The following is a 17,178-nucleotide window of genomic DNA, read 5'->3' on the forward strand; positions in this document are numbered from 1 at the left end:
AAAGTAAAAGTCGCTTGTGGGTTTGCCACTGAACTTGCACTTACCGTAGCACTTCCTGTAGTATCTCCAGTACATAAAACATCTACGATATCGTCTACTTCAATAATAGCATCACATGTATTTGAACAGTCGATCACAACACTCTGAGTTAAGGTACAGCCATTGGCATCAGTCACTGTTACATCGTGTGTTCCTTGTGGTAAGTTGGTTGCCGTCATAGTGGTCTGACCACCAGCACTAGCACTCCATAAATACGTATAAGGTGCTACACCACCTCCTGGAGTAGCAGTTGCCTCTCCATCGGCGCAGCCTTGTGCGGTGGTTGCATTTTCTTTGGTAATTACAATGCTAATAGGTTCTGGCTGTGTAATTGTAGTTTGTTCTGGACTTACAGAAACAGCACAATTTGCACTATCTGTTACAATAACTTGATAGACTCCCGATGGGATATTTATTAAATCTTGAGTTGTTGCTCCGTTACTCCACGCATATGTATAAGGAGGAGTTCCACCAGTTACCGTAATATCAATGGATCCAGTACTCTCACCAAAGCAAAGCACATCTATCTGACTAGAAGTTACTTCTAATGTATTTGGTATTATAACAGAAGTAGTTGCATCGTCTGCAGTAAGTGCACATCCGCCTCCAAAAGTTCCATTATATGATAAGGTAGCAGATAGTGTTCCTTCAAAAGGATCAGTTCCTGTATATGGTAAGGTTCCATCTAAAGTAGTAGCGGTTCCAATAATATTTCCGTTTAATAAAAATGTCCAAATAAAATTATCGTCTAAGGTAGCACATCCTGGGCTCAATGGGTCATCACCTATAAACGTAAAATCACCATCATATATAATTGCATCATTACATTCATCTCTAGAAATTACAGCATTTAATTCTGGACAAGGGACACAAAATTGTGGGTTTGGAAAAAATGCTGTAGTATCTAAACAATTAGAATTTTCATATGTGATTACAGAAGTTCCAGAATCTGAAATACCACAAATAGTATCATCTATTGCAACAATATCATATTCTAGTGTAATTGTTTCTGCACCTACTTGATCTACAAACCATTCTATTACATTACCATTAACAGTAACATCACTAGCATCTGGTGTTAAACTAGAAACAATAGAACCAGGAACTAATTCAAAGCCAGAAGCCACTTGATTAGCAACCAAAGACTGTCCTGGTAATGCTCTTGCAGCAAAGACTAATTGACTTAATATGCTTGCGTAAATTTCAGTTAAATCTGCATTATCAAAAGTTATGATTGCTCCTCCCGTATTTTGGATTCCTTCCATCGTGAAAGTTGCATTGCCTAGACGAACACCGTCGTTTTCAATCGCATTAAATAATCCGATAGAGTAAATTGCTTGATTAAAAACTTCTCCAGAAAAAGTAGTTGTTTGAGCATCCACACCTGCGTCTATAGCGAGAAGAATACAATCTGTGTCATTACCCCCTGTGTTTGGTTGATTTAAATCTACTGTTTCTTGACAAGAATCTAATGATCCATCGGTATTGTTTCTTCTATTTGCAACACCATCACTTAATAAAATAATACTACGTGAGGTAGCACAATCAAAAGTTCCGTCATTAGTCAACATAGCATCAGCATTCAATACCGCATCATGTACATTAGTAAAGCCACTTGTTACAATACTGTTGATAGCATTCTGAAGTGTTTGACGGTTTGCTGGTGTATCTAGTAATAGTTGAACATCTTGTGTCGCTCTATCGGAATAAGTAACCAAACCTACTCGATTTAAACCAGTTGGGTTATTCGCCGAAGAGAACAATTGATTAATAAAATTCAAAGCTGCATCCTGAGCCGCTTCTATAGGTAAGGGTGTATTAGGATCGTCGTCATCGTTATCCATACTTCCAGATCTATCAATTACCAAAACTGCTTCTACAGGTTTTGGAGGTGGATTACCAGTAATAGTGAGTGTTACATCAAATTGGTTACAGGTATTAGGATCTGGTAATGCTATCTTTTCGATAGTAATGTTAGGATCGGTAGATTGTGCAAAAGTAGTTCCAACAAAAAGCATTAATGATACTGCAATTGGAATCATCATTTTTGTTACACTACTAATATTCTGAAATTTTAAAAAATTTTTCATATACTATTGTTTAGGTAGTAACCTATTATTGCTAATTTTAGTTTGCTTTTGGGTCTCGTATAAAAGAACTCAAAACAACTTGAGAAGTAGACTTACAGTCTTGGAATTGGACTGAAACATTTAAACATCCCCAACTATTTATTTCACTTTGTGATGTGGCCGAAACTTTTACTTTAAATTGTTTTGTTTGTCCAGCTTGAACTAGTATTGTGTTCGAAGAAACAACAGTATTTTCTGTCGTTGTAATCGCATACTGCAATGGAGTATTTTGTGTAGCAGTTCTGTTTGTTCCATTATCACAAGGAATATTGGTTTCAGAAATCACAATTTCAAAATCTTTAGCAGTTACTCCAGTATTTTTAAGATTTAAAATAAAGTAGCTAGGCTTTCCGTTGGCTGGTACAGACTTAAAACTTCTATTTTTTTCAACGGTTAACTCAGCATCACAGGTTTGTGCAGTGGATACAAAACTAAATATCAAGAATAAAAATAAAGGTAGTACACTTTTATGCGTGCGCAAAAGCATAGCCTTATTATGGTTTGTTACTATCATAATCGACAATTTTAAAAATCAATAAAATCTTTGAGGAGACTCAAATGTAGGAAGGAAGGATTTTTAGGTATCTAAGAGAAATTACCTTTTAGTCAAAACATTTCAAAAAATCGTCCAACTACACAATTTTTCATATTTATTCATTTTTTTTGTAAGAAAAAAAGCTAATAAATTCTAAAAATTAATTCAAAAATAACTTGTAATCAGGGGGTTAATACGTAGGAATAAAAAGTAGGAAGACATTTTTTTTACAAATTCAAAAGATTTTTATGCTTTTTAATACTCAAAAAAGAAGGGATTATTTATCATTATTATGTAAAAAACAAAAAACCCTTCTCAAGTTTGAGAAGGGTTTTTGACAGTCAAAATGTTTCTTTTAAGTGACATTTGGGGCTTGGTTCAAATGTTTTCTTTATGTTTCATTCAGACATAGCAATTTATACAATACACAACGCAAGTATCCTGCCACATATTGTTGGTCACTAAAAAATAGTATTTCTGCTATACAAGCCCATGCAAAAGCCTATCTTTGCGCCTTCAAAAATAAAAGGTATGTTACTCCAAAAAACCATCAAAAATTTCACTCAAAACCCTAAAAATGATATCCTTTCTGGACTCACTGTTGCTTTAGCTTTAGTGCCAGAAGCAGTTGCATTTGCATTTGTGGCTGGTATAGATCCGTTGGTTGGACTCTATGGTGCCTTTATGATGGGAATCATTACGGCATTATTTGGAGGTAGACCTGGAATGATAAGTGGTGCTACTGGAGCCATGGCTGTTGTTATGGTTCATCTAGTAAGTAAAGGAAATGAAGTTGGAAATGCGCTCTCAATTCCAGTAGAAAATTTAGGGCTGCAATGGCTCTTCATTACGCTACTTGCTGTGGGTGTAATACAAATTTTAGCAGGGGTCCTTAAATTGGGCAAATTCGTGCGTCTCATACCTCATCCAGTAATGATGGGTTTTGTAAACGGTTTGGCTATTGTGATTTTTCTTGCTCAAATTGACTTTTTTAAAGAAAAAGTTGGTACTGAATTAAAATGGCTACAAGGAAACGAAATGTTACTTATGGCTGGTTTAGTAATTCTTACTATGGCCATTATGTTTGGCTTGCCAAAACTCACTAAAAAAATTCCAGCAGCTCTTACAGCTATTGTTGTCGTTGCTGCGATTGTTATCTTCGGAAATATCGATGTATCTACTGTAGGCTCCTTTATTAAAGATGGTGGCGGAGAAGGATTACAAGGTGAGTTACCATCATTCCAATCGCAAATCTTCACTTTATTTTATACAATAAAGGGACATGCTTGGACATTATTATCTTATGCAGGTATCCTGGCAGCCATTGGATTAATTGAAAGTTTAATGACCCTCAACCTTATCGATGATATGACCGAAACTCGCGGAAGTGGTAATCGTGAATGCGTTGCACAAGGAAGTGCCAATATTTTAAACGGACTCTTTGGAGGAATGGGTGGTTGTGCTATGATTGGGCAGTCTATTATCAATATCAACTCAGGTGGACGTGGTCGTTTATCTGGAGCCATTGCAGCAGTAGCCTTATTATGCTTTGTACTTTTTGGAGCACCGTTGATAGAGCAAATCCCTATCGCTGCGTTGGTAGGAGTCATGTTTATGGTAGTTATTGGAACCTTTGCCTGGAGTAGTTTTAGAATTTTACACAAAATACCATTAACAGATGCCATAGTGTTAATTGCTGTATCTTCCATTACGGTTTGGCAAGATCTTGCCATTGCAGTAATTGCTGGTGTTATTATGAGCGCCTTATCATTTGCCTGGAAAAGCGCTACCATGATTAGAGCCAGAAAGCGTACAAAAGAAGATGGAACCAAGGTTTACGAAATTTGGGGTCCTCTTTTCTTTGGTTCTACCACTGGATTTAATAGTAAATTTGATATTGCCAACGACCCAGAACACATAGAAATAGACTTTATAGAATCTAAAGTTGGAGATCATTCAGGTGTAGAAGCGCTAAGAAACATTTCTAACAAATACCTAGACGCTGGCAAAAAAGTAACACTAACACATTTAAGTCCAGACTGTAAAGCCATGTTGCTAAAATGGAATCCAGAATTTGAAACCATTATAAAGGACGCTATTGACGATCCTAGATATCATGTAGTTACCGATATGATGGATGCAGAAGTATAAGGTTTTTCTTCGGAAATTTTAACTAAAGACAACCTTTAGGTACATTTAACCGTCTTTATAAAAAACAACCTTATGAACTCTAAATTACCCCACACTGCCATCATCATACTGTTAGTTGCTGCTTTTATGATTGGTTTACGAATTGTACAAACCTTTTGCCTTTCATACTTAAGCGATTTAGGAAAAGATAGCTTAGAACTCAAGTACCTCATTAAAAGTGGGTTTAATTTTATCTATGTATTAGGAGCCTATTGGGCTATTAAAAAATACAAGCTTAGCACTTTAGGGGGTCTCGGAAAAACAACATTTAAAAACTGGTGGCTCCTACTCTTTCCGCTATATCTAGTAGTACTAAATTTTGATACCGACCTAGATTTTGGGAGTATCTCAACAACACGCTATGCAGCCTTAGGCTTACTTACCCTTTCTATTGGTTTTTCTGAAGAATACCTACTCCGAAGTTTTTTACAATCAAGTTTACTGAAACGTTACGGAATCACAAAAAAAGGAATTGTTTGGTCTGTCATTGGAGCAGCTATGGTATTTGGAATTTTACACTTGGTTAAATTTGACAAAGGCCTATATGGAGAAATAGGACAGGTTTGTTTTGCTACTTTTATTGGTGTTATGTTTGGTGCTATCTTATTAAGAACTCATAAAGTATGGCCGCTAGTGATTATGCATGCATTGATAGACTATGCTGCAAAAATAGATGAACTCCCCGTAGCAAAAGAAATAACAGAAACTGTATCAGAAGTTTCAGAAACAGCTAATGGAGATGCTATTGGTGGTATGATTGCCATTGTACTTATCACATTACCTTGTCTTATTTACGGACTTGTTTTATTACGTAAAGTAACCGTTGAGGATGTGCAAGCTAAGACTTCCAATATTTAAAATTTCAGTAAAAACACCTTGCCTTTTAAAAAATATCGTGTTTAAATAATATTATATTTGGTAGTAAGATGTAATTCATGGAGCTACAGTATAATTTACTTAACATTCTAATTCTATTTGGAGCCATTCAAGGATTCATTCTCTGTGGGGTGCTATATAAGAGAAGACATGAAAACCCTCGAGGTGTAGATTTTTTTCTCCTTTTTTTATTCTCTTTAGCCTTTTACAATCTTATGTACGCACTATTAGACATGAATGCTTTTGCGTATTACAGACCTTTGCACATGTTCCCTTTTCCATACAAATGGCTTATTGGTGTGGGATTTTATTTTTATATAAAAAATCAACTTCCTGCTGCAAAAGAAATTCTTTTTCACAAAAAGGAATGGTATCTAATTGCACCTGCTATCTTATATTTTATTCTTAGAAGTTATTGGTTTTCTATAGCGGTTAAAGAAAATTCGTATAGAATAACTGAAGTGCTTGTGGTCTCTGGGTTTTTTGAGATCCATGAGTTCTTTATAATGTTCTTTTCATTTTTTTTGGGTATTGCTGCATTACGATTTTTAGTAAAAGAAGGTAAAAAAACGAGCTTAAAACAAAAACACAAAAGAAATAGAGCTTGGTTAAAAAGACTCTCAAAAGTCTTTATTTTCCTTATCTCGATAGATATCCTATTGTTTAGTTTAGACCTCATATTTCATGCAGGAGAAGTCACTTTTGGTTTTTATTATATAACGCTTATCCTAAATTCAGTTTTCATTTACTGGATTGGCTATATGGGTTTTACAAAATCGCATCTGTTTTTTGTTTCAATACAAGAAGAAAAAACTTTTTCTAAAGCCCAATCTTTAAGTTTGGAACATAAATTAAATGAAGGGCTTGCTTCAGAATTATATACAAACCCCAGTATTACACTTGCTCAGTTTGCACTACAAATTAATTGTACTACAAAAGAACTTTCTAAATATATCAATGAAGCGCATCACATGAACTTCTCCGAATTTTTAAATGTTCAACGCCTCGCAAAAGTTAAAAAACTTCTCACCTCTACAGAGGCAAAAAAATATACTTTGGTAACCCTTGCCGAGACTGCTGGTTTTAGTTCAAAATCTTCTTTTAATGCAACTTTCAAAAAACTAACGGGACTCACTCCTTCTGAGTATAAAAAGAAAAACATTAAATAATAAAAACGTCCAAGATGATTCTTTTTGGACCTAATCATCAGTAATATGGGCATGTTTAGGTTTTTGCTTTTACATCTTTGTACAAACAAAAACACATCTCATGAAATCTATCTATGTCATTTTAATTGCATTTTTAACGAATGTTCCTACAGCTTGTTCACAATCAAACACACCAAAAGAATGGCTAAAAGAAAACACACATGAACTTAAAACTGAAAATGGTTTTGACTTTAAATCCTTAAAAGAAGCCATTGGAAATAAAAGAATTGTCGCTTTAGGCGAAAGCACGCACGGACTAGGAAGCTACTATAAAATAAAAGCACAAATTATAAACTACCTACACAAAGAAATGAACTTTGAAGTATTTGCTATGGAAGGAGGCTTGGGAGATATTTATCACGTATATAAAGATATTGACACCCTTGACGTCTCACAAATTAAAGGGAATAGTGTCTTCGGAAATTTTAGAGCTAAAGAAGTGGATCCTCTGTTTCAATACATAAAGGATAATGCTGCAACACAACGACCCTTGCATTATGAAGGATTTGATACACAAGCTTCTTCTTCGTATTTACACCAAATCTTAAAAGAGTATACAGCTCCATACAATAAAAAACTAGCAGATAGTATACATGTTCGTATGAATTCTTATCAAAAATCATTTGCTGCCGGACAACGAGGAGATGAAGATACTTTTTACTATCACCGCGATAGATTTATAAATACTTGTAAAGAAATAAAGGAAATCCTTTTTGAAAATGAAAAGGAAATTTCAGAAAAACACAAGGTGAAAAAATTAGATTTTGAAGTAATTCATAGAGCCTTAGCTATGTTTATTAACTCTGTCAATCTCTCTTTTAAAAATCGGTATCAAGCCTACGGATTAAGAGATCAATTAATGTTTGAAAATTTAGAGTGGTTACTCACCGAAATTTACCCCACAAAGAAATTTGTTATTTGGGCACATAATACGCATATCGAAAACAAAAGTACAGGTGCCAGTAATATTAAATGGATGGGGCATTTTTTAAAAGAACAATACCAAGAAGATTACTTTAGTATTGGCTTATTTGCCTACGAAGGAGAGATTTACCAATACTGGACAGAGCAAATAATTCCTTTTAAAAATGATGGAGAAAACAACATCGAAAAAAATCTATTCGCATCAGAAAAAGACATTTGCTTTTTACCACTACAGCATATAAAACAAAACCCAAATACGCAATGGTTATTTGAAGAAACAGTTGGTTTCGAGCCCGAAAACGGGGGGAACATTGCATTTATTCCTGTGCATCGTTTTGATGCTCTTATTTCTATAAAAACAGGAACTGCACCCAACTATAAATAAAAAATTAATCATTCATTACCCAAGTACCTAGATGTGTTTTATCTATAGTATAGCCTAACGTATAATTCCCTTTAGATTTTATACAAATTGTTTTACCGGGGGCTGCAATTACATTATTTGCAAATAATAATTGATTCATTTCTTTTACATCACTTGTTGGCAATGATTCGCCATTTCTAATCACTGAATCTCCATTTATTTCTAACACCATTTTATTATTCAATGAATCAATATATCCTTTGCTTTTTAATTGCTTTAAAATATTTTCGATTAAAGGAGCTTCATCAACAATGACCACATGATCTCTTTTTTGATTGTAGCTAAATGAGAAATTGCTATCTATGTTTACTACATTAAATAGTGTATTGTATTTTGCTATTTTATCTTCAGAAATTTTAGTGCCATTTACATAAAGTGCTCCTCCTTCTTTTAAGAGATTGATTTCATCTTTGGTATTAATGAACCCATCTTCTAATAAAGCCATTTGTAACCTTGGTAAAAATCGAGGTAAAACCCAATTTTTACCACGATTTACCCCATCAAAATAAGTCATTTCTTTTTGTAAAAGCGCTCCCACTACACTACTTACTCCTCCACTTTTTCTAGCATCGCCATCGGCACGATTTGCAGAACGCGCGAGGCGTTCTGCCTCGCGTCTAATTTGTTCTGTGTTTCTTTGTTCTTGACGGCGTAAACGGTCTGCTTCTCTACGCATTCTATCGGCGTTACGACGCAGTCTGTCTGCTTCTCGTTGCAAACGCTGTGCTTCTCTTCTTTTATCGCTATTCCCTGTAATCATAGTGCGCACTTGCTTACCAATAGCTTCAATCTTTTTTGTCAAGGTTTCTGATGCAATTTCTTTATCCAATTCCATACGTAATCTACCCTTGCTAAATTTTATTTCATATACTTCTTCTCCTCCGCTTGTAGTAGACCAAATGGTTTTACTTCCATTTTTAGATACGTTATTAGTTCCCATTTCTTTGTACAATAGGTCTTTAATTTGATCATCTTTAGCTCCATTATACTTCAATCTAAAAGTGTAAGAATCATCGTTACTACTTGTCGAAATTGAAACATTCCCGCCAGATGAATCATCATCGGTATTAATACTATAACTATACGAATGCGATGACTCATCACTATCACTATGTACAGATACATTAGTATTAGGCGGTGTTGGTGGTGTTGGTGTCGTTTGTGCTAGAGCAGTTGAAATACTTAGCCCTATTGCTGTCATTATAAATATGATTGTTTTCATGATTTTTTGTTTTTGTATTCATGAGAGACCCTTTTCTTTTTTGGGTGTTTCCTCAATGAATGTGTTGTTTAAAATTTCAGTTTTAAAATTGATTTTATTTCTCATAATGCAGGATTTAGATTTCTTTAATTTTTCCCCTTACCCTAAAGGGAATCAAAGAAATCTTTATTTCATCCTTTAGGACCGAGGTAAGTAAATGAAGATTTCTTCAAAAAATACTAATCTAAGCTCTTAATCATTATGAAACATTATTTTCAATTTTAATTATTTCACTTTAAAAGTCAGCCCTACACCTCGCGTACTTTCTATAGTAATGTTAGGATCTTCTTTAAAATATTTACGCAGACGGCTTATAAAAACATCCATACTGCGGCCTGAGAAGAAATCGTCATTTCCCCATACATTAACAAGCAAATCATCGCGTTTGATAAGCTCGTTTTTATTACTACACAAATACTGGATAAGTTGCGCTTCCTTATCCGTAATACGCTGTATAGTATCATTTAATATTAATTGATGGTTTACCGGATCAAAACGATAGGCGCCTATTTCAAAGCTTGTCGCTTTTTTTACTGAAACTTGAACGCGTTCTACCCGTTTTAAAATATTATGCAATCGCAGGACTAAAATATCTGCCTCGAAAGGCTTGATAATATAATCGTCTGCTCCTAGTTTTAAACCTTTAATTCTGTCTTCCTTCATCTTCTTTGCCGTGAGAAACACAAAAGGAACTTCTGGATCAATGGTAATCACTTTCTCTGCCAATGTAAAACCATCCATTTTGGGCATCATGACATCAAATACACAAATATCGTATGCTGCTGCATTCTCTTTAAAAAGGTCTAATCCCTCTTGCCCATCATGCGCCCAGGTTACCTCGAAATTATGAATTTCTAGGTACTGCTTTAGAATACTCCCAAAGTCAAAATCGTCTTCTGCTAATAATACGTGTTTCTTTTCCATTAGTTCACAGGTATTTTTAGGTTAAAGGTGGTTCCTTTATTTAATTCGCTATCTACAGAAATACTTCCTTGATGCGCTTTTATAATTTGGTGGGTATAGTATAAACCTAGTCCCAAGCCTTTTACATCATGCACATCACCATCACTCACTCTAAAAAACTTATCGAACAATTGCTGTTTATTTTTTTCAGAAATACCAATTCCATTGTCTGTAATTGCAATATGATAATTCCCATTTCTTAGCTCTGTTTTAATGGTAATCTTGGTTTGATCTTTGCCATATTTCACCGCATTTTCTAAAATATTTAAAAGCGCCGTGTTAAAATGAAATCGATCGATACGCAACATCACTTCTTCTGGAAAAACTAAATTCTCAATAACCAAATCACTACGCTGCGTAGACAGCTTAAAATCTTCTATCAAATTTTTAAAATAGGTATTGTCTTCTATGTGTTCTCTATTAAGCACAATGGCTTCAGAAGACAAACTATTATTAAGCACTTGATCTACAAGCTTTTGCAAACGTGTACTCTGTCTAGTTACAATGTCTACCGTATTATCAAATGCTGCAGCATTGTTTTTAACGGCTTCGTTTTTTAGACTTTTAGTAGCAATACTTAAGGTTGCTAAGGGCGTTTTTAACTCGTGGGTAATGTTATTAATAAAATCGGTTTTAATCTCACTGGTCTTTTTCTGTGTGATTAAATTTTTAATAGAATAGAAAAACAAGCCTACAACAATTAAAAAGATCAAACTAGACGCTATTAACAACAACGCCATTCTACCAAAGACAATAGACTTATAATCTTCTATTAAAATAAGTCGCTCCGAACGCACTTCATAATCAAATGTATTCGTTACAACAGCATCTTCGGTTTGTAATACATAATCATTTTCATCAAACAGCCTTGAGGTATTTATAGAAATTGCATTTTCTTCTTGAAAATCATCACCAAAAAGGAAGCTCTTTCTTACACTCCCTAAGGGTAAAATGGTGTCTATCTTTTTCCCTTCAAATACAATAACACTTGTAATATTGGTTTTATATTTCACCGCATAGTCTAAACCAATCTTATTCATTTCATCCTTATAAATAAGATCGTGAGACACATTCAAACTATCAGACATTTTTGAAAGCTTGTCAATAATATCTCCTTTAGAAATGCGTCCATTCTTAAAGTCAGATATGTCGTATTCTAACGATTCACTCATGGTATCAAAAAGACTTTCAATTTCTTTTCGGTTGTGAATGGTTGACATGGCATCATCGGTCTCCTTAATAAAGACTTCCTTTTCTAAGGTGTACGTATTGCTAATTAAATATCCTTGAATAAAAGACAAGGCGATAATGGCGATACACGATGCTATAATTAATATGGTGGTTTTGTTTTTCAACAGGTTGGGTTTTAATGGATACCCCAAAAGTAGCTAAGAGTAGCCCATGTTGCCTAACAAAAACCCTTCGTTAACCCAACGTTAACCTTCAAAACACGCTAAACCCCTATAAATACTAAAGCCATTAGTTTGTGTTAACAACCATGTTTCTAGAGCACTAGCACCATTAACCAAGTCTTAACCTAGTCCTTAACCCAACGTGGGCATTTTCAAATTCATATTTGCGGTATCAAACGAAACCAAAAACAATGAAAACACTCACATCATTTTATGGAATAGCATTCCTACTATTGCTATGTTTCTCTTCGGAAATATTAGCACAAAAAACCATTGCAGTTCATGCTACTACCGAACCCATAAAAATAGATGGAGATCTTTCTGAAACAGATTGGAAACAACATCTACAACCTGGAAACTTCATACAAATACGCCCAGAAAATGGAGCGCCTGCTACTCGGAAATCTGACATCGCAGTACTTTATGATCAAAGTTATCTGTATGTGGCAGCTGTTTTTTACATAGACACTAAAGATGAAATAAACAAACAACTTACAGCAAGAGATGATCTTGGTGCATCCGATTTTTTCGGACTCCAAATTGATCCTTTTGGCGAAGCAAGAGAAGGATACGATTTTTCTGTTACAGCTGCAGGCGTTCAGAGTGATGAAAAATTAAGTGCAAACAATGGCTACGGAAATTTTAATGTGGTTTGGCAAAGTGAAGTGAGTATTCTAGAGGATCGATGGGTGGTAGAAATGAGAATCCCTTTTAATAGCATTCGTTTTCCTAAAGGAGACCTCAGCAACTTTAGAATTAATTTCCAGCGTTTTTCTAGCAAACTAAACGAAGAGTCTTTTTGGAGTCCTATCAAGCCAGAAATAGATGGCTACCTCAACCAATTTGGAAAGTTGGAAGGATTGCCTGCTATTGATCCGCCACTCAACCTTTCTTTCTTTCCATTTGTGTCGGGTGTTTATGAAAAAAACCCTGAAGGAGAAAGCAATTCAACTCTAAATGGAGGTCTCGACGTAAAATATGTGCATAACAATGCCTACACACTTGATGTTTCCTTGATACCCGATTTTAGTCAGGCGCAAAGTGACGATCAAATTTTTAACCTAACCCCTTTTGAAATACGATTTAATGAAAATAGACAATTCTTTATTGAAGGCACCGAAATTTTCGACAAAGGAAACTACCTATACACCCGCCGAATAGGAGGCACACCTATCAATAAAAACACGATTAACATTTCCGAAGAAGAAGAAATTATTAGCAATCCAGTGACTTCTAATATTCTTAACCTTATCAAGTTTACAGGAAAAACCTCTAACGGACTCTCCATAGGAGTGCTCAACGGACTCACAGCAAAAGCAGAGGCAGAAATTGTAAACACCCAAACTAATGAAGTTAGAAGCGAGCAAACAAATCCGTTGACCAATTACAACTCGGTGGTATTAGATCAAGCGTTTAAAAACAATTCCTCTTTGACCTTTATTAATAATTCGGTGCTGAGAAGCGGGCATGATTATGATGCCAATCTTTCGGCACTTTTAGGAACTTTTTACACCAAGAACAGAACCTATTCGTTTCGATTTAAAAAGGCAGTTTCGCAGGCATATTTCAGCAATGAAGACACACAAATAGGACATGAATATTTTGGATACCTTGGTAAAGTAAGTGGTAAATGGACGGGTGGGATTTCTAGCGGGCTAAGAGATGAAAACTACGATCCAAACGACTTTGGTTTTCTCCCCAGAAACAACCAATTATGGGTTCGAGGTGATATTCGATATACCGAGAACAATCCTAAAAACGCGTTATCTCGATATAGTTATTTTTTTGACACGCAGCGCCGTTATTATTATACCCTTCGTGAACAAGAATTGGCCTATTACAAAATAGGAACCAACGGAAATTTCAGAAAAAACAATCATTCTTATTTTGCAGAATTCACCTATGTAGAAAAGGGAAAGAACTTTTTTGAAGCGAGAATACAAGACCAGCCATTTAATAAACCTGCCCAAACAGAGACCTTTTTAGAATACCAAACCAACAGGAACAAAAACCTTTCTATTGCTGGGTACATGGTGCTCGTAAACTATCTGGACTCCTCTATTTTTGATACAGAGTTTATAGCTGGTTATGGTATAAGAGCAAGAATTGGGCAGCATTTATTTGCCTATTTTTCGCAATCGTATGAGAACAAACAAGGCAATGCTGGATATCTCACACAGCAAGATGATACCCTACTTTTTGGACAAAGAGACATCAATGAATTGGTGAATAGATTTCAACTCAATTACACTGTTAACTCAAAAATAAGTATGAATGTTAGGCTACGTCATTACTGGATACAAGTAGCGTATCGCGACCAATTTACCTTGCAAGACAATGGAGATTTAGCAGCAAACAATTTAAATATTAATGTTTCAGAATTTGACGATAATTTTAATCAATTCAATATCGATGTTATAGCACGTTGGCAATTTGCACCAGCCAGTGAAATTAGCTTAGGCTATAAATTAGGCGCAAATGCATTTAATACGAATGTTCGTTCAAACTATTTCGAAAATCTAGACGATGTTGTGCAGGCTGATAATAGTCAGACGGTTTCTTTGAAGATGACTTATTTTTTGGACTATAATGTCTTTAAGGGGTTTAAGAAATAAAGAAAAGGGAGCATGGAGTATGGAGTATGGAGTATGGAGTATGGAGTATGGACAATAGCAAAAAAAAGCAATAAGTATAGCTGACTTCATTTAAATATTTTCAACTTCGATTTCGATTTCGATTTCGATTTCGATTTCAGTATACCCTACTCCTCCGTCCTAACAAAATAAAACTCTTGTTTTTGAGGAATGCTGTCTATAAAACCAGCCACCCATGCCTTAATCTTTTTAGGCTCAGGATTGGTGTAGACGATCTGTGAAGGAAACTCATTTCTTGGATTCTCAAATGTAAAAGTGTGCTCGGCATCTTTTTTATGTGCAAAGACTACCGGATTGGGATTGTCTCCAGCAGTTTCTATATACAGCAACACGTCGCCTTTTTCTTTAAACAAACGCATTCGTTCGTGAAACACCGTGTCTCTATCTCTCAAAGTGATACTAAAAGCAACCAAAGAAGTGTCACTTTCGCGTTCCCAATGCTCAAAAGATTGGGTTTCACTATTGATATTATTCCAGTCTCCTAAGACCCAAGTAAAATCTAATAAAGCATCGGCTTTTACTTCTTCTTTTACAATAGTGGGTTGTTTGGTTTCTTTATTCCCACAAGCAGCAAGAAAAAATAGTGTCATCAATGCAATTGCTGTATTTTTCATATTGAACGTTTATAAAGTCTAAAGATAGAAAGTCTGCTACATTTTGAAATAAGAAAGGAACAATTTTTATTTTTACTACATTACACCATATAAAAAAATTATGTTAGAACTTAGACCCAGTTGTGAGCATTGCAACACTCCATTACCCTATGACGCAACAAATGCAATGATTTGTACTTTTGAATGCACCTATTGCACCACTTGTGCCCTTGAAGTTTTCAAAAATGTTTGTCCGAATTGCACTGGAGGTTTCAGTCCAAGGCCTATTCGTCCTAAAAAGCATCTAACAAAATATCCACCAAGTACTGACGTAATTTACAAACCCAAGAATCTTGAGGCATTGGCTAGTAGCATTAAAGAACACAAGTATGTACCACCCAATGAGCGCTAAGTCAATACAATATTTTATGGATGTTAAAATTTTTGGTAGGTGAATGTTGCAAAGCACATACTCCCAGTGATTGTATTTGCCCAATTTTGCTGTACGTCCCTTTGGTTTGCAGGAAATGGAGTTTTGCCTTCTCTTACAGATGCTTTTCAACTATCCAACAGTGCATTAGGGAATCTCACTGCGGCAGTTCAATTTGGATTTATTTTGGGCACCTTAGTTTTTGCAACCCTTACCATAGCCGATCGGTTTTCACCCTCCAAAGTATTTTTTGTTTGTGCTTTGCTAGGAGCTGCCATTAATCTTGGTATGTTATGGCAACAAAACACAGCAACCTCATTGCTATTGCTTCGTGCAGGAACAGGATTTTTTTTAGCTGGCATCTATCCTGTTGGTATGAAAATAGCAGCCGATTATTTTGATAAAAACCTAAGCAGATCATTAGGCTTCCTAGTGGGAGCTCTTGTACTTGGAACAGCTTTTCCACACGCATTACAGGCTTTTACACAAGGTATCTCTTGGCATTTGGTCATTATATGCACATCAATCTTAGCAATATTAGGTGGTAGTAGTATGTTCTTTTTAGTACCCAATGGCCCCTATAGAAAACCTTCAGAAAAATTACAACTCACTCAATTTTTTACAGTTTTTAAAAACAAAGAATTTAAAGCAGCAGCTTTTGGATATTTTGGTCATATGTGGGAGCTTTATGCCTTTTGGGCATTTCTACCTTGGATCTTGAGAACCTATCAAAAAACACATAATGGGATAGACCTAAACATTTCTCTATGGGCCTTTTGCTGTATTGCTATAGGAAGTATAGGCTGCATTTTAGGTGGACAATGGGCCTTAAAAAAAGGTGCAAAAAAAGTAGCTACAATTGCGCTGCTCATTTCTAGTATCTGCTGTTTGATATCGCCGTTTGTGTTTGAGTTACCAGTACTCTTATTCATGACCATTTTATTGATTTGGGGTATTTCTGTTATTACAGATTCTCCTCTTTTTTCTACACTAGTGGCACAACATGCAGCTCCCGAAGTAAAAGGCACCGCACTTACCATTGTAAATTGTATTGGTTTTGCAATTACTATTGTAAGCATACAATTACTTACGCTATTAGAAACATTAGTTGCAACAAACTATCTATTGCTTATTTTAGTTTTAGGTCCCCTATTTGGTTTATACCACATCAATAGAGCTAAAAAACTTAACTAATTCGCAATCCGTTTGTGACCTTTAAACCAGGATGTAATAGTGTAACATCTTTGCCATCGACTGCTCCTAACACTAAACATTCACTCATAAAAGGACCTATTTGTTTCTTCGGAAAGTTGATTACTGCCACAATTTGTCTTCCCATCAAATCTTCTTTGCTGTATAGAGATGTGATTTGTGCAGACGTCTTCTTCACCCCGATAGCATTTCCGAAGTCGATGTGCAACTGATAGGCAGGATTGCGCGCTTCTGGGAAGTCTTTTACCTCCAGAATGGTCCCTACACGCATCTCAATTTTCTCAAAATCGTTCCAACTAATTTCCATGTTTTTATTTTGTAACTAAGA

At 35.3% G+C, this 17,178-nt stretch carries 14 protein-coding genes; 7 read left to right on the forward strand and 7 right to left on the reverse strand.

All coding sequences use genetic code 11. The features are described 5' to 3' along the window. Both ACY2RS_RS00005 and ACY2RS_RS00010 read right to left on the reverse strand, forming a co-directional pair. The coding region (locus ACY2RS_RS00005; RefSeq protein WP_490096545.1) for a VWA domain-containing protein at positions 1-2,129 on the reverse strand (2,129 nt) is incomplete at its 3' end. 37 nt (positions 2,130-2,166) lie between these two features. Beyond that, entirely contained in the window at positions 2,167-2,682 is a 516-nt protein-coding gene (locus tag ACY2RS_RS00010) for a hypothetical protein (RefSeq protein WP_490096546.1), read from the reverse strand. Positions 2,683-3,234: 552 nt separating this feature from the next. Here ACY2RS_RS00010 and ACY2RS_RS00015 point away from each other — a divergent pair. From ACY2RS_RS00015 to ACY2RS_RS00030, 4 genes are all read left to right on the forward strand, one after another. Further along, positions 3,235-4,854: a SulP family inorganic anion transporter gene (locus ACY2RS_RS00015; RefSeq protein WP_490096547.1), complete on the forward strand. Its 1,620-nt coding sequence runs from the start codon at positions 3,235-3,237 to the stop codon at positions 4,852-4,854. 72 nt (positions 4,855-4,926) lie between these two features. Further along, positions 4,927-5,751: a CPBP family intramembrane glutamic endopeptidase gene (locus ACY2RS_RS00020; protein WP_490096548.1), complete on the forward strand. Its 825-nt coding sequence runs from the start codon at positions 4,927-4,929 to the stop codon at positions 5,749-5,751. A gap of 233 nt (positions 5,752-5,984) precedes the next feature. Then, on the forward strand, positions 5,985-6,938 hold the full coding sequence (locus ACY2RS_RS00025) for a helix-turn-helix domain-containing protein (RefSeq protein WP_490096549.1): 954 nt from the start codon (positions 5,985-5,987) through the stop codon (positions 6,936-6,938). A 100-nt stretch (positions 6,939-7,038) separates the two neighbouring features. Then, a complete protein-coding gene (locus ACY2RS_RS00030) occupies positions 7,039-8,286 on the forward strand; it encodes an erythromycin esterase family protein (protein ID WP_490096550.1) in 1,248 nt (415 codons plus the stop codon). Positions 8,287-8,290: 4 nt separating this feature from the next. Here ACY2RS_RS00030 and ACY2RS_RS00035 read toward each other — a convergent pair whose 3' ends face one another. From ACY2RS_RS00035 to ACY2RS_RS00045, 3 genes are all read right to left on the reverse strand, one after another. Continuing rightward, entirely contained in the window at positions 8,291-9,547 is a 1,257-nt protein-coding gene (locus tag ACY2RS_RS00035; protein ID WP_490096551.1) for a hypothetical protein, read from the reverse strand. A 264-nt stretch (positions 9,548-9,811) separates the two neighbouring features. Beyond that, complete coding sequence (locus ACY2RS_RS00040; RefSeq protein WP_490096552.1) at positions 9,812-10,510, reverse strand: response regulator transcription factor; 699 nt, start codon at positions 10,508-10,510, stop codon at positions 9,812-9,814. Continuing rightward, entirely contained in the window at positions 10,510-11,904 is a 1,395-nt protein-coding gene (locus ACY2RS_RS00045) for a sensor histidine kinase (RefSeq protein ID WP_490096553.1), read from the reverse strand. The genes ACY2RS_RS00040 and ACY2RS_RS00045 overlap by 1 nt, the downstream gene beginning before the upstream one ends. A 248-nt stretch (positions 11,905-12,152) precedes the next feature. Here ACY2RS_RS00045 and ACY2RS_RS00050 point away from each other — a divergent pair, with 248 nt between their 5' ends. Then, on the forward strand, positions 12,153-14,576 hold the full coding sequence (locus tag ACY2RS_RS00050) for a DUF5916 domain-containing protein (RefSeq protein WP_490096554.1): 2,424 nt from the start codon (positions 12,153-12,155) through the stop codon (positions 14,574-14,576). Between the two features lie 146 nt (positions 14,577-14,722). Here the strand turns inward: ACY2RS_RS00050 and ACY2RS_RS00055 are convergent, their stop codons facing one another. Further along, positions 14,723-15,229 (reverse strand): DUF6265 family protein, encoded by a 507-nt coding sequence (locus ACY2RS_RS00055; RefSeq protein WP_490096555.1) that lies wholly within the window; start codon positions 15,227-15,229, stop codon positions 14,723-14,725. 100 nt (positions 15,230-15,329) lie between these two features. Here ACY2RS_RS00055 and ACY2RS_RS00060 point away from each other — a divergent pair, with 100 nt between their 5' ends. Further along, a complete protein-coding gene (locus ACY2RS_RS00060; RefSeq protein ID WP_490096556.1) occupies positions 15,330-15,620 on the forward strand; it encodes a DUF1272 domain-containing protein in 291 nt (96 codons plus the stop codon). Positions 15,621-15,659: 39 nt separating this feature from the next. Further along, positions 15,660-16,832 (forward strand): MFS transporter, encoded by a 1,173-nt coding sequence (locus tag ACY2RS_RS00065; RefSeq protein WP_490096557.1) that lies wholly within the window; start codon positions 15,660-15,662, stop codon positions 16,830-16,832. Here the strand turns inward: ACY2RS_RS00065 and ACY2RS_RS00070 are convergent. Further along, positions 16,825-17,157 (reverse strand): tRNA-binding protein, encoded by a 333-nt coding sequence (locus tag ACY2RS_RS00070; protein WP_490096558.1) that lies wholly within the window; start codon positions 17,155-17,157, stop codon positions 16,825-16,827. The two genes, ACY2RS_RS00065 and ACY2RS_RS00070, sit on opposite strands and share 8 nt — an antisense overlap. Positions 17,158-17,178 lie beyond the last annotated feature (21 nt).

The sequence above is a fragment of the Patiriisocius sp. 208BN25-11 genome, assembly GCF_058147145.1.